Here is a 17,914-nt window from a genome sequence, read left to right as displayed (position 1 = left end):
CTGACTGGACCTAAAATCCGAGATTGAACGCCGACTGGGACCAGAGGATGTAGCCATTGATCCCGCCGAGTATCGCGGCCACCGGTCCTGTCCAAAGCAGGATCATGCCGCCGCCCGAGGCGAGCCTCGATGACTGGCTGAGCTTGCCGGCGAGGAGCATCGCGGCTCCGACGATCGCCACGATCGCGATCACAATGAAGGCCCCGACCAGGATGCCTCCGCCGATCTGCTTGAGTGATTCGAGAAAGGGAAAGTTCGTGTTCGGGGTGATGCCAGGGTCCACTGCTGCCAGAAACATCGCGCGCTCCATCTGTTGAAGTCGAGGGGAATGAGTGGTTTGGGCTCACGACTTCATGGAGACTGTGGTGTGGGGCTACATGACCTCGTGCATAGGCTGATGGATGCACTCGCGCAATGTTTATCCGGATCCGCTTCCTAACCGGCTGGAGCGTCGCCGAACAGGAAGCAGTTCCGGCCGAGCGGGGACCAAGTCGCCGCTTTGAACGGGTTTAAGCGGTACTAGGGACATGCCTTTCGTATTCCGTGGCATCAGCACAAACTCACAGAACATACCCCACTCCGATACGAGAAACCGCCCCATGCAGGCAAGCAATCAGATGAAGAAAATACCTCTATATGGACGAGGGAGTGAGGGCCACTTCGCATTAGTCGACGACGATGTCGCAGATTTACCGTATGTCCGCAACTATCGTTGGCAGTTTAGCGACGGTCGCCCCTCGCTGGGTCTAGGCATCGTTCTCGCTCGTAGGATCATGCAGGCACCTCCGCACCTCGAAGTGGACCACATCAACCACGACACATCAGATAACCGGCGAGCAAACCTAGGGTTGTCCACCCACGCTCAAAACCAGGCCAATAAGCGACCTCAATCCCTATATGGATACAAGGAGTATCCTTCCAGCACAACGGCTGGGTCGCGAAGATCCGGATCTATGGCACGTCTATCCCCTGGGACGCTTCCGCTGTGTAGAGGATGCTGCAGTTGCCTACGATATCGCCGCCATCCAATTGCAGGGTGATTTCGCTTTTCTGAACATCATTGGGCGACGGTCATGAGATGTGCCATCTACACCCGAATTTCCAGAGACCGCATAGGCGCTGGCTTAGGTGTGGAGCGGCAGGAGGCAGACTGCCGCGAGCTTGTTGAACGCTTGGGCGGACTGGTTGTGGCTGTTTACTCGGATAACGACATCAGCGCCTATTCGGGCAAGCATGAACTCCACAAGTGCCTGCATCGGCTTACCGTCAGTCGTGTGGTCTATCTCCTGCCGCTCTTTCCAGCCCCAGTTGTTCTTCAGGCTGAAGGCAGCGCCAGTGGCACTCTTCGTAAAGAGGGCGTTCTCTGCCCACTCGTGGCAGCGCTCTTTAGCGGCCTCTACCGTGTCGAGAAACTCAGGGCATTCTGAGTAGGACATGAGCGTGTCCCGCGTTATCCCCAGCGCTCTGGCTAGTCCGGAAACGGTGTACCTCTTCTGCTCGGTCATCACCTTGCGCTGGGCAAGGATTGTTTCGCCACGTTCTTTGATGCCTGACTCAACCAGTCGAGACTCTAGGTGTGGGTCGCACGAATCAAAGTACGAGTCGATAGCTGCTCGCAGCTCGTCGACATTCTTGAACTTGAGCGGTCGTCCGCCTTTGTTCTGTTCTCCTGCTATGTCTGCTGTTTTCGGGTCTGCCATATGTGCCCTTATTTATGACACAACAGCACCAAAATTAAGAGAGCCATCATCCAGGTGGGCACCGCGATAGGGTACTGTGCATGCTCAACTTCTACTACAAGCGAGCTAGGCTTCCGAGTTCAATGGAGGAACTAGAACGAGATATTCAGTTGCACAAGGAGCTGACGGAACTACGTCAACGAGAAGGCAACTTTCTGGATCATCTGGCTCGTGGGCTTATCAGTGCTTGTACTGAACCTGCCCATGACCCTCGGTGTAGGTCTGCCAGCCATTCTGGATGACTACCGCCTTCTCTTCCTGATTTCTTTTAGTTTGCTGGCTGGACTGGGTCTTATGGCTTACGCGTTCTACTACCGAAAGTCTTCGCTGGACTCCGCGAGGAACGAGCTTTGGTTGTCGGAAAAGCTTTTCGCCGACGAGAGTACTCGGCTTGAAATGAAGCTGTTGCACCGCGGAGACGGCGGGGCATTGTCGAGATGGAGTCGGCCGGAAACGGGCGATCTAAGGGGAACCAGACATGACCCCCAAGCCTGAGATCGTAAGAAAAGCGGAACAAAGGCGCAGCAGGAACGATCAGCCAGGCGCCTGAGGCAGCTGGACAGGTAGACGTCCATAGCAAACACCCAGAGCAACGTACTGCAGTGATTGCCCTCATAGTCTCCGGAATTGTCGGGCTCTCCGGCCAAGTCTCTAACTTCGCCACCGCTTGGGTTGTGGAAGAGAAAAAGGCCAACCCGGCCATCGTCTGCCACGTGGAAATTGGGGAAGCAGTCAAGCTCCAGCAAGAGACTGGAGTCGTTCTGCCCTACTCAGGCGAAGTCGAGGAGAAGTGCCACATCAACGCGATGCTAGCGATGGCGCGCACCGCGCCTCGCCCCTAATCAACCTCACGGGACACGTTGACTCCTAGATCTCTGCCTTTCCCGTGACATAGTTGAAACAGTGCGTTTCAAATCGGCTCAGCGGGATATTTGTGGCAGTCTAAGCCAATGGGGCAGACAACAGACGAGCGGGTACCTGACGTAAGCATGGCGGGTATCCTGCACGGAATACCCCCTCTTGATCCAGTTACAGGTCATCTGCCACCGGGCCGTTACAGAACCACACTTGGCCACATCCGCCATCGTTTCGTCGATCATCCAGAGTTCAGCGATTCAACGACCAGGCAGACCATCTGGGATGGCTTCCTCAGCTACCTCACGGCCTGGGAAACGTCCCAAGAGCCGTTCGGCCAGCCGATCCTGCATACGCTCTGGATAGCGGGCAGTTTCATCTCGGACGAGGTCAACCCGCAAGATATTGACGTATCCCCCGTCTACGATGAGGGCATAATCAGCAACCTGGCTGGTTCCCAGGGCATCGGCAAAGTGAAGGCCTTGGTTGGCCACCGTAAGAAACTGGTCGAGAAGTACAAAGTAGAGCCCTTCCCGATCCCCTGGCGTAGCCTTGAAACAACGCTCCTACCGACAACACTGCTTGAGCATGAACAGAACTACCTAGCAAAACGAGGTGGACTGGATGACTGGTGGCAGAGGATTAGGCCGCCAGGTCCAAAGGCAGCAGCGCTGGCCCCCGATGTAACGTCAGCGCGTGGATACCTGGAGGTGACGTGGTGAGCGAGAGCGTACGTAGTTACCTGGCGCAGCACGTCACGGCGGAGAAAGCCGAGGATGTTCGCTCTTTCTTATCTGAGCTGCCTGAGCCCGAAGGCGACGTTTTTGAAGTCTTGGAAGAAGCCGAGGACGCTGCTGCTCGACGTATGCAGCCAGACCTTCCGCCATTCTCGTACTTGGTGATCAGGCTATCGGGCGATTCCGTGGCGGACGGAGGCGTGAACCACGACGTTGCCAACGACCTACTCGGCCCGATTGGCGCAGAGATACAGGCCGCCGCCGACAGACGTTCAGCAGAATCTGAAATGACACTGGTACGGATTACTCGTGGCAGCTTGGTACTTCACTACAAGCCAAAGAATCCACTGGCTTCGTCTGCGCCGGGGCAAGTGGAAGTCGAAGTGTCGCCGGTTGACCAGGCAGTCAGAGACACCTTTGACCTACATAACATGCTGGAGCGCGGCGAGCTGCCGGCGGTCATTGCCAGCAGGTTCGGAGAGAACAAGAAGCTTCTCAAGACTGCTCGAAAGCTGACCGAAGCGCTGGATAAACACGATCTCAACATGAGCGGCAAATGGCGGTCACCCACGGGCGGTCGAGTGCAGTCGAACCTGACTGAGCGAGGGCGCACGTACGCAAAGGGCCTCTTCAAGCAGATAGACAAGCCGAAGGAGAGGATCGTGACCGGCAGAATCACCGGCCTTGATCTCGATGGCATCGTCACTGTCCAGCAGGTGCGGGACCGCAAGCGAAAAGTGCATCTGGAAGATCCCGGAGACATTACCCGGGGATTCATCTTGGGCGAGGAAGTCAGCCTGCGAGTTGAGGTCGTTGAAGCGACAGATCAAGTTGGTCTTCACGGCCGAGAGCATCTGAAGTACATAGAGCACGTCCACCAAGATGCGCTCGATTTCCCCGCCGACGAAGCAGAATAGACAAAGCAAAACCCCGCGTTCCGAACAGCACGCGGGGTTTTGTTATGCCTACCAGACGATCTTGGACGCTTCAACCTTGTCGATCTCATCCCGGCTAAGGCTGTGGATCTGGTAGAACCGGTCGTTTATCTTATGGGCTGCGTTATCGATTTCCGTGATGAGCTGCCCCACGGTGAGCTTGTACTCCTCGAAGTACTCTGAAAGGCTCTCTTTTTCTTTGAGGCTGCCTTTGTACTTCAGACCCTTCACAAAGTCGAAGAAATCGAGGTCCCACCACCGGTTCAGCTTGCGCGGCCATGCCGACAGGCCGGCTTCGTTCAGGACGAAGCGCTTGAACTTGTCCTCAACAGCGGCCTGCTCCTGCCGCTTCTGGATAACCGTCTTGGCCCAGCCAACAATCTGCTGCCGGTCATCCTCAGACGCCTTTGGAATCGGCGTATTACGGAGGTTGGGTGCTGAGTAGAGAAGGTAGCCGCCACTCATGCGGAGGCCATCAAACAAGGTCTCGAAGACGTAGTTGTAGAGTCCTGAACTCAGCCACGCTTGGACGTACTCCGCAGGGAAGTCCTTGGTAAAGCTGTGCATGCAGTTCGTGTTGATCGACGCATACTCGCCGTTGGCGTCGTAGTAGGCCTCACATAACAGGCCGATTTTAGCGATGATGATCTTGTTGGACTTGTAGAGCTGGCGGCGCGCAGCTGAGACATCCGAGTGGTGGATGTCGAGGTAGGGCTGCATGTAATCCACGCCCTTATCCTTGAAGCGCTTGAGACCCCACATGCTCACATACGGATCGATCGTCCCCGTGTTGATGATCTTCAGGCCCTGACCCTCAGCGTTGATGTGTGCCGAGTAGAGATCAGCTTCACCCGCCGTGCTGGTGGCATTGATCTTGCCGGCATTTGCAAGGGGCACGCCGATGTCGAAGGCCTTTGCAGCGATGTCGATGCCATCGTTGAGCAAGAATCCCAGGATGTTCTCGGTGAGCTTCGTCAGCAACTCCGACGAGTACTGATCCACAACGGGCTGACGAGTCTCTTCATCGATGCGTCCGGCCTCGACCTCGTAGACCTCATCGGGCTCAGGCTTCACCTTATCCAGGATGGTGATGACCGGGTAAGTGCTGGCGTCTTCGAAGACAGCCTTGTCGGAGTAGTCAATCAGCGTACGGAAATGGACGTTACTGATCAGCCATTCCCGCAACTTCGCACCGTAGCTCGCGGACAAGTAACGGTTGGGGGTAATGAATCCCAGTGCTCCACCGGGACGGAGAAGTTTGATGCCCAGCTCAAAGAAGTAGATGTAGAGATCAACGGCGCCAACGGATGTGTCGTAATTCTTTTTGAGGTAGGTGCGCTGTTCAGTCGGCATGGAACGCGACATTTCCATGGCACTGACGTACGGCGGGTTCCCCACGACAACGTTGAAGCCGCCGCCTTCAAACGGCTTCTTGAACTGCTGGCGGTAGTTGAATGCCTTTTTGGGATCAACCAGGGCACCCTCGATCAGGCTGTTGCCGCACTTGATGTTGGCATCAAGCGCCGTCAGCTTCTGTCCCGGCCGCGCAGTCTTTAGCCACAGGGAGAGCTTCGTGATCTCAACGGACTCATCATTGATGTCGACACCGAAGAGATTTTGGCGCAGGACAAGATCGATGATGCTCTCATCGGAGAAGACGCTGGCAGTGAAGGTGTCCATCGAGTTGTTTGCCTCGAGGATTGCCGCCACGCGCCTGTTCTCGGCCAGCAGGTAGTCCAAGGCATAGACTAGGAAGGCACCGCTGCCGCAGGCCGGGTCGATGACGTGAACGGTCTGCAGCGCCAACTGGTACTCGCGGTACATGTTGGCTTCCGCGTCCTCGTACGTCTCGTCCTTGCGCTTTGTGGCCAGTTTGTACTTAGCCGCAAGTTCAGCTTCAAGGTTGCGGAGGTAGGTGCCGAGTGTGCTATCCACGATGTACCGAACGATGTAATCCGGTGTGTAGAAAACACCGTCAGACTTACGCTTGTTCGATTTCGCCCGCAGGTCGTCCAGGGCGTCGGGGATGTGCTTGTCATCAACCTTGCGCCGGATTTCTTCCAAGTCGCTGATCGACTGCTCGAAGATGTGGCCGAGGATGTTGACGCTGAGGTCTTCATCGAAGTCATAACCGCCCAGGGTCAGGACTGTGGTGAGTACATCGTCGCTGATGCTCAGCGCATTGAGCTCGGCATCGTAGGCGAAAAGACCACCGTTATAGCCAACAGGGATGTTAAGCTTGTCGCTGCCTGCATCAATCGCTGCGAACAGCGTCTTGAGCATGTCCCAAAGCGATGCCACGGAAGAACTGGCGGCATCCTTCTGGACGCCGAGGAGGATGTTCTCGGGCAACAACCCTTTATCTTCAGCGAAGAAGGTGAAGACGAGTCGGTCGATAAGCTTCTGGCCTTTTTGAATTGCCAAATCAAAGTTGCTACGGACGTCCTCGTTGCGCCGGTATATATCACGCAGCAGTTCGAGCCGAGCATCCTTGTACTTACCGTAGAACTCTTTGCCGATGGCGTCCTGCTCGACGCGGAACTCGGAGAGGAGCAGTTCGGTGGGGGACTTGCCCGCTGCAGCCGTGAGACGGTCCCGCCGAAGCAGCATGTAGAAGGTCTTGAACGCACGGTACTCGTAGGCGGGATTGACCAGGTCATCCAGCGTCCAGACTTCAAAGTCCAGCTGGTGGTCGTTGTAAAGCCGGAACTCAAAGAAGTTGCTGACGATAACAAAAGGGCAGGAACGATACTGGCTCTTGTACTTAAAGGCCTGCTGGACGGGACTCATGTTGCCGTCGCGGCGCTGCGGCTTGTCCAGCTCGATGGACGCGCCCTTGAGCTCGATCACTGCCGAGATGTTCTCGATCCCCGCGGCCGTGTCAGTGAAGCTGATTACCGCGTCGGGCAACTGCTTCTTAAGCGTCGTCGCTTTTGGCTCGAAGGTGTACGGGCTGGCCGGCTTCTCTTTGTAGCCGAGGATCTTCATAAAGAAGTCCTGGTTGTACTGCTGCTCGCGGCTGGTCTCTTTGTCGCCTTTAAGGGACCCGTGATGGTAGTCCTGATGCCACGTACGGACGATATCCAGCTTGTCCTGAATTTCTTCCGTGCTCACTTCACTTGCGAGAGCTTCAAGTTTTTTCTTACCAAATAAGCTAGACACACGATGCAGTCTAAGTGACGGCTTCTTCGGCGCCTGATCAGGCCACGCTTGAATCAGCTCATTAAGTTGCTGGTCTGTATCCACTCATGGCTCTGATCTTGATGTTGGACGGTCTTCCGCGCCCCAGATGGCCCCGTCACTCGGGCGGGTCGGCGCTACCAGGCCATTCTACCGGAGGACGCCGATTCGAACATATGTTCTAATAGAACGCGTGAACAAGCATGGCTCTCCTGAAGACATGAACCGCATGATGGCGCGTCTAGAAGCAGAGCTGGCCCGCCCTGACCCTGACGACGGTGCGATCATCGACTTCCCCCGTGGCGAGGCTCCCTTAGTCCAGGCCGGCAACCTACGTGGTATTGCCGTTGCCTACACGCGACATTATGGGCTTGTCGAAGTTACGGACGACGCCGGTTCGCATTTCCAGTGGTTTTTGGGGAGTCAGATCAAGCGGCTATCTTCATAGGACCAATACGAAAGAAGATAGATGCTCGGATTCCTGGCCAATCTCCGCGACATGAAGACCTCTCTCTCTTCGGGCATGATCCTTCTGTTGTGCTTGTGGCTTATATTTGGCAACAACCTCGCGACCATCCCAGCGGATGAGTCGCTGGCCGGCAACCTGCGTCGGCTGTCGGAGTATCTAGGCGTAGCGGGAACACTTGCCGTCATCACTTTCGGCGCCTATCTACTCGGCATGGTCGTGACCAGCGATCAGTGGTTTAGTCGGATTGCTACAACGATGGGTTTGAAGTCCAATACGGTGTCCGAGGTCTCAACAGACCGATTCCGCGCATTCCTCGAAGACATCATCGACCACGCCCTAGACCGCCTGTCCCCGATTGACGTAGTCGACCTTGTAAAAGCAAAGAGTGCCGACGCGCAGAGGGTCAAACACTACGAACAAGGCCCGGCCATGCACAAAGCGGCCAAGGTAGCGACCGCTAACCACATTGTCGACTACGTGCTAAACGACTTGAGCATACTGGCTGTCCAGCTGCACTCAGCGAAGGACAAAACTTGGGAAAAGTACGACAAAGCGTCGACCGAAGCAGACTTCCGTAGCGGACTCATCGGACCCCTCATCATCTTCGGCGGTGTGCTGGCATGGCGCTTATTTACCGAAGGGCACTGGGTTCAGGCGATCGCCACAATCATTGCCACCTTCCTCATTGAGGCGTCCCTTTTGTCTAAAGCCACCAAGAAACGGCGCGAAGCCAATGAAGAGCTCCTGCACGCAGTGATCATCGGCGATATAGAAGTCGCTCCAATCCAAGCGCTCAAGTCGCTTTAAAACGAACAAGGACGGCCCTCGCACAGCCGTCCCTCCATTTCATCCTGGCGAAAGACCTCACGACCCGAGACGTGACGCCAGATCACATGGTCAAGCCGTCTCGGTTGGGTCGGATAAAGCTCTGCTACTTGCATGATCAGTTGGGCTGTTTGCATCGACGTAAGTGGCTTGCCCACGCGGCCGGCGTGTTCTTCCACGAACCGGATCACCATGCGGTCAGGTTTCACCGACTGGAAGCCAGCAAGAATGAGTAAGTAGTTGTACGTAACGCCCGACGACTGACTCGGTAGCTTCAGCCACGCCTTCTTGATCCTTGTAAGCTCTGAGTCAATTGCGTACTCGGCGTGCATGTCCACTGTGGTGAAGATTCCTCCACCTTCCAGCCCTTTCAAAGCCAACGCTGCCCGATGGATAACTTCAGCCTTCAGGAGGGCACCGGGCTTGGTGTGAGCGGGCTTGTGGTTGTCTACGGCCTTGGCCCATCCCGCGCTTCCGCCAACCGCTTCGAATGATGCCAACAGTTCATCTACGCCGTCACGATGAGGGTCAGCACCTTGAGCTTTTCTGATGTCGCAATAGGCATTAACCACGTTGATCACACTCGTGTAGTGAGAGCCTGTGGAGAAAATGGAATCAATAATGCAAAGAGCCAGACTCCCCGGATACCCGTTGGCCGTAATCCAAGCTGATTCATCGCCAAAGATTTCACGACACGATTCAACTAGTTTGGTTGCATCCAGGTTCTGCTCAGTCGTCATTTCTGGACTGTAGCAAGGTTTCTTCGTCACCCTCATCACGACTCAGGTATGTGTACCAGCGCAGTTCATCAACCGTGCTTGGATTCAGAGAGAAGCCTGCCTCAGGATCAAACGAGCACAGCGGCTCACTCGCCCGGCGTTCAATGGACGTAGCTCCACCATCACTGGGCTCAAGATCTTCGTTATCCATTCCCGTCCCCCAAAAGTCGCTTGTTCTGCCAGCCATTCTTCTTTTGAAAGCGGTGAAGCAATCGCATCTGGTCTGACGCGGCGACCGGCCACAGCTGCCAAGTCCTGTGAGTAATCTCGTCTCGTTGCCACGTAACGATGATGGTGTTCACCGTGGTTTCAGATCGGTGAGCACCGTCTGTTGAAGCCGGGTATTCATCTCGGTCATCAGGACGTTGGAAGTCGCCCACGCGCACATCGCTGTTGCCGCTTGGCTTCATCGCTCCGATGCCCTCCTGGTTATGCATAAAGACATACGCTTGGTAGCCACCAGGATTGCCGAAGGAGGCCGACTCTGCGTAGACACCGGACCTAGCCCTACTTGACTCGTACTTACCGGAAGGCGAATCGAGTAGGTTGCTAAAGGTCACGCGTCCTAGTCGTCCCTTGACCTGCCTGAAAGTGACATCTTCAAGATCCCACCAGAACTTCGGATCGGTGATCGTCACCGACCAGGCTTCGAGTCGGTCTTCAATCCTCCTCGTCACAACCCATGCGTGCGGGGTTGAAAAGACATGATCAACCCACTTCGGCTTCTCGTCTTCCTGTACCCAGATGCTGGGAGGCTGATGATTCTCAAAAACGGGAGTGCCGAGCAGATCCTTCACGTAGTCCGCCGTCGCCCCGTTAGCCAACAAGTTAAGCTTCCTGCGCCAAACTTTTCGGCCTCCCCAGCCCTTCAGATACTTGGCTCGGGCCACTGACCATATCGTTCGAGACGCGATCAGGGCAGCCAGGACTGTACCGGCCAGCTTCAAGGATTCAACAAATTCCACTCTGCAATGAACGTTGGGCAGCAGGGCATTACTGAAACGGCGCTCCGACCGGGGTTAACGATGACGGTTTCATTGACCAGAATGCGTTGTATGCCCTAGATTTGACGCTTCGTCAAGGAATAGCACTCCCCGATGCTTCCGCTAGACTGCGCCGGCAGGGGATGGGCCTGATCCGCGCCGACGAATACCCCCATCCTGGACAGCGGCCGCCGCTTCGAACAAGTGACGACTCGTGTCCTGCGTCATTCATCGACACTAACTGGCTCATATTGGACTCCCCCGAAGCAACCGCTCAGGCCGACAAGGCTACTGGAATCAAAGCGGCCCGAAGCCATCGCTTCACTCCTTTGCGTTATTCCTCCCAGGGTTAGCCGCCAACCTTCAAGACACCCTTCCGGGCGTGCTGATGGGGCCGAAGGACAAGTCCGTCACAAGGCGGATTCCTCGCCGGAGAAGAATGCAGTCTCTCACAATGACCATCCGCCGCCACAGATCCTCTGTTGTCCCGCAAGCTTGAGCATGCTGGGATCATGGGGACGAAAACATCGATGTCTGGAGACGGCCAAACGCCCTCAGTGCCGGGACGGTACAGTACGGCGACGATAAGGTTGTCAGGTCAGTAGATCAAAATAGGCCGTATCTGAATTCCAGGCGATCGGGTGCAGCAGCGTCCCTACAGAGGGGTTGAGCGCGCTGTACATCATCCCGTCCCCGGCGTAGATGCCTACATGGCCCCAGTTGTCCGGCCCCTGCGCGTTCTGCACCACCAAGTCTCCTGCGCGCGGATTGTCGGTCCGTTTACCCACCCTCCATTGCTCGACTCTCGGGAGGTCAATTCCGGATTGCCGGTAGATCCACTGGACAAACCCCGAGCAGTCCCATGCTTTGAAGGCCGTCCCGCCCCACACGTACGACCCACCGACACCGGCTTGGGTAAACCGCAGGATATCCCTTCGGATTTGGCTCAGGTCCGCCGGCGTTGCGGTCGGCGCCGAGACGGGCGGCGTATCGACGCAAGGAGTAGGTGCCGTCCCGTCATCGAGCACATCAACGATGGCCGACGCTTCCGGCTCCCATCGCGCATACAGCTCAGGAAACGCCGACACCTGAACAGCCTGGGCAGCCTGGCCTTTGCTTATGGATTGCCATCCAGGGATGTCCAAAAGCCCGCGAGGACTCCCCCTGTTAGGACCCGCCGGTCCGCCGTAGAAGGCCCGCACGTTATAGATGGGATCCATCAGCTCTTCGACACTCCCCCAGCCGGCAGCCGGACGTTGCTGAGCCGTGCCAAGGGAGTCGTGGTCGCTTCCGACACCGTCATGCGGGAAGCTGAGTGATCCGGGGACGTTCACATTGGCGAGCATTCTGAGACTGGATTCTTGCAGAGCCATCATGATTGCGATGATCTGGCCATCACGTGGCACGCCCAGCTGCTTGCCGACTGTAACGTAGCCCTTTGCCAGATCCAATTGCCGGGCCGTCAGATTGACCGCCGCCTGGTTGCGAGCGCCGACGCCGAAGGCACGACGCTCGTTAGCGTCTCCCTGACCGCTCAAACCAGCGGAAGAGCATATCGAGCCCGTGCTCGTCGCGTTGGCGCCGAGCACCGAAACTGCCGCGCAGAGCGCAAAGGCGCTCGCCAGGATCGCCGCCGTAACCGTGGCAACCAAAGCTCGCACGATCGTGCGCCGCCTTGCCAGCACGGCCAGCATCGCTGGCGCTGGCATCAGTAAAGCACCCTGTTCGGCGCGGCATAAAAGCCGACCATGATGCAATGATCCGCAGGAGCACTGGCGGCCGGCGGACAGTTGACCATGACGCTGACCGGGGCTGTATACGTGTTGCGGGTCGAAGCCGACTGATCCAACACGCGAAGAGAGACCGTGCACACGTGGAGTCCCGCCCACGGCGCCGGTCGCTCTCGCACCTTGGCAAGCTCGCTGTCACACATCATGGATTCCACCGTTGCCGAACGGACCGCCCGCTGCCCGGCCAGATACTGATAGGTTCCGGCATTGATCCCAGTAGCTTCGAACTCCTGGACAAACACAGCCAGAGGATTGGACCCGTCAGGGAGCACATGCCACCAGTTGCGGAGCCCGGAGTACACCTCGGAGTACGACGCCTTCCGCGTGTCCCATGTGTAAACCGCTGTCGCCGCCGCCGCGGCCAGTCGGCGGAAGTCCGTGGTGCGAGGCGCTCCACCCCCCTCGCCTCCCCCGACCGCGGGAGCCGTTGCCAGACTCTTCGAGTCCGGCCCACCAGAAGGGGCCGCCGATACCTGGGGAGTCGGCGCCGTCGACGATGCCGGAGCGGGCCCCGGCGTCGGCCGTGTCAGAGCGAACAACACGGTCGCCACGCTGACAACCACGAACGCTACGAACAACCATCGCCGTCGGCGGCTCAAGCCAGGCAATGCAATTCTCCGGGTCAACGACATTCCAGCCTCCTCGCCAGTTCATTGCAAAATGAGCGGCTGCGGACATGACTTAGCGTGCAGGTCGCCTTGCACTCTGGAGAATCCGCCAGGCGGTTTGATACAGACGCCGGGCGAATCCAATCTGGACGGCAACATAACGCTCCGTAACGCCAAGTTCGGCGGCCAACGCCGCCAATGCCCTGGCACGGTCCGGCCCGCTAACACCCGTACGAACGATGGTTGCCGCAGTTCGACGGAGTACCGGCGTGGGCAGGCATTCTGCCGCACGCTGGCACACGTCCCCGATGTTGCGGATCTCCTGCGGCTCAACTTCCAGCGCGCTTTGAACAGTCCTTGCCGTCTGGCGCACCACCGTCGCCGCATGCCAGCGGCGCCGGTCCTGCGGCGAAGGCGGACCGTACTGGCGTGGCCCGGTCAGGCTGTCAACGGCAAGTTCCCAAACGCCGTCCGGCACACTTGCCCCGGTCAGCTGGATAATTTTTCGCGCCCATTCCTTGTCGATGATTTTCTCAGCACTTCGATCCACACCGCCGATAACTAGCATCGCCAGAGCATCGAGCGACGCCGATCCGTCCGGATCTCCGGCTTCAATCAGCAGCGGCAGCGTCGGGTGGCTCAGCTCCCGGCGGATGTGCGCGGCGCACACGTTGGTGCACACTCCTTGGACCCAGGCGCCGAAAGGGACTCCCGGAAGCTGGCGATATTGTCCTCGGCTCACTCCATCCCACACTGCAACCCGGATGTCCTGCATAACGTCGTCCACGTCGCAGGCCCTGCCGAGCCGGGACAGATGCGAAATGACATATCGGCGCACACCGTCAACGGCGACCATGATCTGATCCACCGGGACTGCCGGCACTGCCGGCGCTGGTGGTCTGTGCAGGGAAACATCAACGGTAACTGCACTTGGTTCGTCATGTTGGGCCTGATTTGCTCTGGCTTCGACTCGCATTGGTCTTCACCGCTTCGACTAAACGCTTCCGATAAGTCCGGTGGCGGCATGCCCGACACCTCAAGAATGGCCGCTAAACCAGGGCCGACCGCGAATGCAATAAGGCTATGCAAACTATTCTCAAGAATAATTAAAGTATCGTCAAGACGACGAGTCTTACTTTTCTTCGAACTGTAGATAAGAATGGTTCCATGCCAAGGATTACCCAGCCTCACGACGACGCATGGTCAGCCGACGTCGAGGCCGCCGTCGCGACCTTTGGCAACCGTTCAAGGAATGAGATCCTTCGCTACCTCTCGGCGCACGGCCCTGCCTCCCGCGGGGACATTGCGGCATCAGTCAGCGCCGGGGAACCTAGCGTGGCCAAGCACCTGCTGGCACTGGAGGAAACGGGCGCCGTCGTGGTCGATGTGGAACCAGGCCGTCGCCACGGCCGCTCGCCGCGCTATTCAGCCAACCCGGCACGGATCAAGGAGCTGCTGGCGGCTCATCTTGAATATCTTCTGGAGGACTAGCCGCCGCCCGCTCCCCTCCTGGGTGCCGGCCAATATCCTTGTTCAGATACTCAGAGATGGCCTGCAAAGTCTCTGGTGACACATCCCCAAGAGTTCGTGCGGCAAAGGTCTTCACGCGAGCCGCGCGAAGGGACTTGACGAACTCAAGCTGCGAATCGATGCGCTCAGGTAAGCTAGCGTCATCGCCAACCAGATACGACGGGTCAACCTTGAAGATCTCGCAGAGGCCAGCCAGCAACACAGGATCGCTGACCAGTCGGCCAGTCCCCTCTTTCATGTAGAACCATCGCGCGCGCGACAGCTTGATACCCCTGGCGGCAAGGTCCGCTTGAACTTCCCTGAACGTGATCGGCTTCCCGCGTTCGGCGACGACTACGTCGAGCAGGAGATTCAGTCGACGGGCAAGCTGGGCCTGAGGCGACAGCCCCTCACCCTGCCCTGCCTCGTCAGTCCGCACAACAACCCCTTGATCAGCGACTTCAATGCCGGGGAGTCCAGCACGTTAGTTCGGCCCACCCTACCGCCCAGTATTCCGCGAGTCTTACTGCTCGGCAATCAGAGTCCCGTGCCTTGGAAGATTCATGAGAAGAAATAGGCCCTTCCATCATGACCTCAGCAGGCGTAATCTGCTCCTGTAGACCCGTCTACAGCAACGCACACCCTTCATTCTTTAGGTTCCGGTCTCCATGTCGAACATCCTGATGAACCGAACGCGAAGCCAAATTGTCCGCTTCTTACTCAAGAACGGCCCGTCAACTTGCGGCGAAATCGGAGCCGAGCTGCAGGCATCGACGTCGACCATCCGCCGGCAGCTCAACTTCCTGGGAAACGCTGGTCTCGTCCAACGAGCCTCGAACCAGTTCACGGCTTCTCCGGAGAACGTGCAGCGCCAGACCGATGACTTTGCAGCGACTTTCCACTGCCCGGTCATGCAGCAGGATGGCCTTGCTCCAATGAACTAGGGCAGCACTCAGCATCAAGCCCCTGTCGCAGCAAGAAATCACGAAAGGACCGAAGAAGGCATGAAACTCGAATTCTTCGAACCGGCCGAGGCCGCCTCGGTCCTCAAGTGCTCAGAAGCCTGGCTCCGCGACGGGGCCGCCAAGGGAGAGTTTCCGCATTCCGTCTGGGGCAAGGGAAAGATCGTCTTTACGTCTGTCCACTTGAAAGAGATCGCCCTGCTGCGTGAAGTCCGGTCAACAAGCACATCCCCCGCCTCCGTCCGAATGATCGGCACCCGGGCCCAGGCGCGGCAGAAATACTCATAGTTTGAGCGAGTGCCGCCGCTAGCCACGCCAGACAACGGCGGACCGCTCAACGGCGTCCGCGGCATCTTGAAGAGCCTGAGGCATCAAGTGGCCGTATACCTCCTCCGTCGTACGCGTGGAGGCGTGCCCCAGTCGCCTGGACACGGTGAACAAGGAAACTCCGTCCTGGATCAGCCAGGACGCGTGGGTATGGCGCAGATCGTGAATCCGGGGCGACTTAGTCAACCCACGGGCCTGGGCGGCCTTGACAGCAGGAACCCAATAGTGGTGCCAATACAGCTTGTGAATGATCCGCTCACCCTTGGGGGTGGTGAACAAGAGATCCGAACCGGGCCGGCTGGCCACCAAGGGAATGAGCACCTCCACCAAATGAGGGTTCAGTGACACCGTCCTCTTGCCGGCGCCCGTCTTGGTCGCACCGATGTAGTACTCGGAATCAGTACCGCGCTTCCATGCCTTATTGATCCGAATTGTTGCGGGCTTGGACATCAGGTCCACATCTGCCACGGTTACGGCAGTGGCCTCGCCAAAGCGTGTGCCAGTCATAACCAGGAACTCAGTAAAAGCTCTGTACCGGTCCCCCATCGACTCAAGAATCATCCCAAATTCGGCGTGCGTCAGGAACCGGGCCTCATCCTCTGCCTTCTCACCTGACGGGAGCTTTACGCCGCGGCAAGGATTGTCCTTCCGGTAGCGGAGCATAACCGCTGTCTCCATGGCCGCGTATATGAGGCCATGGTTGTTCTTGATGGTCTTCGGCGATCTGCCCTTCTTCTGCATCGTCTTGATCCAGTAGGTCAGGTGCCGGTAGTCGAGCTTGTCGACGGGAATGTGCCCGATGACGTCCGCGATGTGAAGCTTCAACATCGTTTGGTACGTGTGGACAGTCCCTACGGACGGGCGAACCAGAAGGTCGATGTGTTCCTGGATCACCGCAGCGACCGTGGGTTTCTTGGTCTGATTCTTGACCATCGCATGCTGTGCGATTTCGAAGGACTGATTGTTCGCGTCAAGGAGGCGTTTCAGCGTCTGGGCCTCGGCTGACGTGGCGAGGGTGATCCCCTCTTGCCTCTTCGTTTCGGGGTTACGCCAGCGGACCGTGAACGACGTAGATCCGTCCGATTTTTTCCGTTCCCAAATGCTGGCCATGCATAAAACTCTAGGCTTCGTGTGCACAGAAAACGAGCTTTTGTGCACACTCAGGGGACTAAAACCCCGCTGACCTGCGGAAACACTGTGCCCGAGGTGGGACTCGAACCCACACACCTTTCGATACCGCATTTTGAGTGCGGCGCGTCTGCCAATTCCGCCACTCGGGCGCGGATTACACGGAAGTAACAATCTTAGGCTCACAGCAGCGTTGTGAGCAACGCGATCGCTTCCAGTGCGCGGAATTACTCTACATGCAGATAGGCTGAATTCCAGAATCGCGCCAGTGAAGCCGCAACGAACCCAAGCAGTTCCAAGTACAACGGCGGGCACAACTAAGATGGACTAGTTCCCGCCGTACCTTTCAAGGAGTTCCCGTGTCAGAACAGACGGAGTCAAACCCCAACACCCAGCCGGCGCGCCGCGTTATTGTCGCCGAGGACGAGACCCTTATCCGCCTGGACATCATCGAAATCCTCCGGGGCGAGGGCTATGACGTCATCGGCGAAGCGGACAACGGCGAGAAGGCCGTCCAGCTCGCCGAGGAACTCAAGCCCGACCTCGTCCTGATGGACGTCAAGATGCCCGTCATGGACGGCATCTCGGCAGCCGAGAAGATCGTCAAGGCCCGTATCGCCCCCGTCGTCCTCCTCACGGCCTTCAGCCAGAAGGAGCTCGTGGAGCGCGCCCGCGACGCCGGCGCGATGGCCTACGTGGTCAAGCCGTTCACGCCCGCGGACCTGATCCCCGCCCTGGAAATCGCACTCTCCCGCCATGAGGAGATCAAGGCGCTCGAAAACGAGGTCTCGGACCTCCAGGAGCAGTTCGCCACCCGCAAGCTCGTAGAGCGCGCCAAGAGCCTGCTCACCACCAAGATGGGCCTCACCGAACCCGAGGCCTTCCGCTGGATCCAGAAGACGTCCATGGACCGCCGCCTCAGCATGCGCGAGGTTGCCGAAACCATCATCAACCAGGTCAACTAGCAACCACTCCCCCGGCAGGCCACGTGTACGACGGCGGCCTGCCGGGCTGCTTGCCCGCCGGCACCAACTGCTGCAGAAGAGTTACAGACAAAAAGGGAGGATCCCCGCCAACCGGCGGGGATC

Annotated in this window: 21 protein-coding genes and 1 tRNA gene; 10 read left to right on the top strand and 12 right to left on the bottom strand. The window is 57.8% G+C overall.

Features of this window, described 5'->3' with window-relative positions:
* Positions 1-10: 10 nt before the first annotated feature.
* Positions 11-298 (bottom strand): hypothetical protein, encoded by a 288-nt coding sequence (locus TV39_RS08820; protein WP_043480665.1) that lies wholly within the window; start codon positions 296-298, stop codon positions 11-13.
* Between the two features lie 229 nt (positions 299-527).
* On the opposite strand from TV39_RS08820, the gene TV39_RS22835 reads away from it, so the two are divergent.
* A complete protein-coding gene (locus TV39_RS22835) occupies positions 528-1,040 on the top strand; it encodes an HNH endonuclease (protein WP_082049581.1) in 513 nt (170 codons plus the stop codon).
* Between the two features lie 84 nt (positions 1,041-1,124).
* Here the strand turns inward: TV39_RS22835 and TV39_RS08810 are convergent, their stop codons facing one another.
* A complete protein-coding gene (locus TV39_RS08810; RefSeq protein WP_043480663.1) occupies positions 1,125-1,700 on the bottom strand; it encodes a terminase small subunit in 576 nt (191 codons plus the stop codon).
* 641 nt (positions 1,701-2,341) lie between these two features.
* Between TV39_RS08810 and TV39_RS08800 the strand changes: the two genes are divergently transcribed.
* From TV39_RS08800 to TV39_RS08790, 3 genes are all read left to right on the top strand, one after another.
* Positions 2,342-2,581 (top strand): hypothetical protein, encoded by a 240-nt coding sequence (locus tag TV39_RS08800; RefSeq protein WP_043480661.1) that lies wholly within the window; start codon positions 2,342-2,344, stop codon positions 2,579-2,581.
* A 108-nt stretch (positions 2,582-2,689) separates the two neighbouring features.
* Positions 2,690-3,316: a DUF6932 family protein gene (locus TV39_RS08795; RefSeq protein WP_144406361.1), complete on the top strand. Its 627-nt coding sequence runs from the start codon at positions 2,690-2,692 to the stop codon at positions 3,314-3,316.
* Positions 3,313-4,248: a hypothetical protein gene (locus tag TV39_RS08790; RefSeq protein WP_144406360.1), complete on the top strand. Its 936-nt coding sequence runs from the start codon at positions 3,313-3,315 to the stop codon at positions 4,246-4,248. Before TV39_RS08795 ends, TV39_RS08790 begins: the two co-directional genes overlap by 4 nt.
* A 48-nt stretch (positions 4,249-4,296) precedes the next feature.
* Here the strand turns inward: TV39_RS08790 and TV39_RS08785 are convergent, their stop codons facing one another.
* Positions 4,297-7,512, bottom strand: a complete 3,216-nt coding sequence (locus TV39_RS08785) for an Eco57I restriction-modification methylase domain-containing protein (protein ID WP_235347314.1) — start codon at positions 7,510-7,512, stop codon at positions 4,297-4,299.
* A gap of 127 nt (positions 7,513-7,639) precedes the next feature.
* Here TV39_RS08785 and TV39_RS08780 point away from each other — a divergent pair, with 127 nt between their 5' ends.
* Positions 7,640-7,894, top strand: coding sequence for a hypothetical protein (locus tag TV39_RS08780; RefSeq protein ID WP_144406358.1), 255 nt, complete (start codon positions 7,640-7,642; stop codon positions 7,892-7,894).
* 21 nt (positions 7,895-7,915) lie between these two features.
* Positions 7,916-8,722: a hypothetical protein gene (locus tag TV39_RS08775; RefSeq protein WP_043480657.1), complete on the top strand. Its 807-nt coding sequence runs from the start codon at positions 7,916-7,918 to the stop codon at positions 8,720-8,722.
* Here the strand turns inward: TV39_RS08775 and TV39_RS08770 are convergent.
* The 6 genes from TV39_RS08770 to TV39_RS08750 all read right to left on the bottom strand — a co-directional run bounded on the left by TV39_RS08770 (position 8,719) and on the right by TV39_RS08750 (position 13,768).
* The gene (locus TV39_RS08770; protein ID WP_043480656.1) at positions 8,719-9,480 is read right to left on the bottom strand and encodes a hypothetical protein; all 762 of its coding nucleotides are present in this window, start codon (positions 9,478-9,480) and stop codon (positions 8,719-8,721) included. The genes TV39_RS08775 and TV39_RS08770 overlap by 4 nt on opposite strands.
* Positions 9,470-9,670 carry a hypothetical protein gene (locus TV39_RS22030; protein WP_144406357.1) on the bottom strand — a complete coding sequence of 67 codons (201 nt, stop codon included), beginning with the start codon at positions 9,668-9,670 and terminating at the stop codon, positions 9,470-9,472. The genes TV39_RS08770 and TV39_RS22030 overlap by 11 nt, the downstream gene beginning before the upstream one ends.
* Positions 9,663-10,484, bottom strand: a complete 822-nt coding sequence (locus tag TV39_RS08765) for an ETEC_3214 domain-containing protein (protein ID WP_144406356.1) — start codon at positions 10,482-10,484, stop codon at positions 9,663-9,665. Before TV39_RS08765 ends, TV39_RS22030 begins: the two co-directional genes overlap by 8 nt.
* 611 nt (positions 10,485-11,095) lie before the next feature.
* Positions 11,096-12,211 carry a C40 family peptidase gene (locus tag TV39_RS22535; protein WP_144406355.1) on the bottom strand — a complete coding sequence of 372 codons (1,116 nt, stop codon included), beginning with the start codon at positions 12,209-12,211 and terminating at the stop codon, positions 11,096-11,098.
* Positions 12,211-12,534 (bottom strand): hypothetical protein, encoded by a 324-nt coding sequence (locus tag TV39_RS22025; RefSeq protein WP_144406354.1) that lies wholly within the window; start codon positions 12,532-12,534, stop codon positions 12,211-12,213. The genes TV39_RS22535 and TV39_RS22025 overlap by 1 nt, the downstream gene beginning before the upstream one ends.
* 439 nt (positions 12,535-12,973) lie before the next feature.
* Positions 12,974-13,768 carry an RNA polymerase sigma factor gene (locus TV39_RS08750; RefSeq protein ID WP_043480653.1) on the bottom strand — a complete coding sequence of 265 codons (795 nt, stop codon included), beginning with the start codon at positions 13,766-13,768 and terminating at the stop codon, positions 12,974-12,976.
* A 299-nt stretch (positions 13,769-14,067) separates the two neighbouring features.
* Between TV39_RS08750 and TV39_RS22020 the strand changes: the two genes are divergently transcribed.
* The gene (locus tag TV39_RS22020) at positions 14,068-14,391 is read left to right on the top strand and encodes an ArsR/SmtB family transcription factor (RefSeq protein ID WP_043480652.1); all 324 of its coding nucleotides are present in this window, start codon (positions 14,068-14,070) and stop codon (positions 14,389-14,391) included.
* Here TV39_RS22020 and TV39_RS21625 read toward each other — a convergent pair.
* Positions 14,345-14,848 (bottom strand): hypothetical protein, encoded by a 504-nt coding sequence (locus tag TV39_RS21625; RefSeq protein WP_235347313.1) that lies wholly within the window; start codon positions 14,846-14,848, stop codon positions 14,345-14,347. The genes TV39_RS22020 and TV39_RS21625 overlap by 47 nt on opposite strands.
* A 229-nt stretch (positions 14,849-15,077) precedes the next feature.
* Here TV39_RS21625 and TV39_RS21620 point away from each other — a divergent pair, with 229 nt between their 5' ends.
* Together TV39_RS21620 and TV39_RS08735 are read left to right on the top strand one after the other, a co-directional pair.
* Positions 15,078-15,353, top strand: a complete 276-nt coding sequence (locus TV39_RS21620) for a winged helix-turn-helix domain-containing protein (RefSeq protein WP_082049578.1) — start codon at positions 15,078-15,080, stop codon at positions 15,351-15,353.
* A gap of 60 nt (positions 15,354-15,413) precedes the next feature.
* Positions 15,414-15,659: a hypothetical protein gene (locus TV39_RS08735; RefSeq protein ID WP_043480650.1), complete on the top strand. Its 246-nt coding sequence runs from the start codon at positions 15,414-15,416 to the stop codon at positions 15,657-15,659.
* An 18-nt stretch (positions 15,660-15,677) separates the two neighbouring features.
* Here TV39_RS08735 and TV39_RS08730 read toward each other — a convergent pair whose 3' ends face one another.
* Positions 15,678-16,808, bottom strand: a complete 1,131-nt coding sequence (locus TV39_RS08730; RefSeq protein WP_043480649.1) for a tyrosine-type recombinase/integrase — start codon at positions 16,806-16,808, stop codon at positions 15,678-15,680.
* An 88-nt stretch (positions 16,809-16,896) separates the two neighbouring features.
* A tRNA-Leu gene (locus TV39_RS08725) sits at positions 16,897-16,978 on the bottom strand.
* Positions 16,979-17,185: 207 nt separating this feature from the next.
* Between TV39_RS08725 and TV39_RS08720 the strand changes: the two genes are divergently transcribed.
* Positions 17,186-17,791: an ANTAR domain-containing response regulator gene (locus TV39_RS08720; protein WP_011691554.1), complete on the top strand. Its 606-nt coding sequence runs from the start codon at positions 17,186-17,188 to the stop codon at positions 17,789-17,791.
* The last annotated feature ends 123 nt before the right edge of the window (positions 17,792-17,914 follow it).

The organism is Arthrobacter sp. SPG23, assembly GCF_000876655.1.
Taxonomy (GTDB): Bacteria; Actinomycetota; Actinomycetes; order Actinomycetales; family Micrococcaceae; genus Arthrobacter.
Note: the sequence above shows the minus strand (reverse complement) of the source record. Positions and strands in the feature narration are given on the sequence as shown.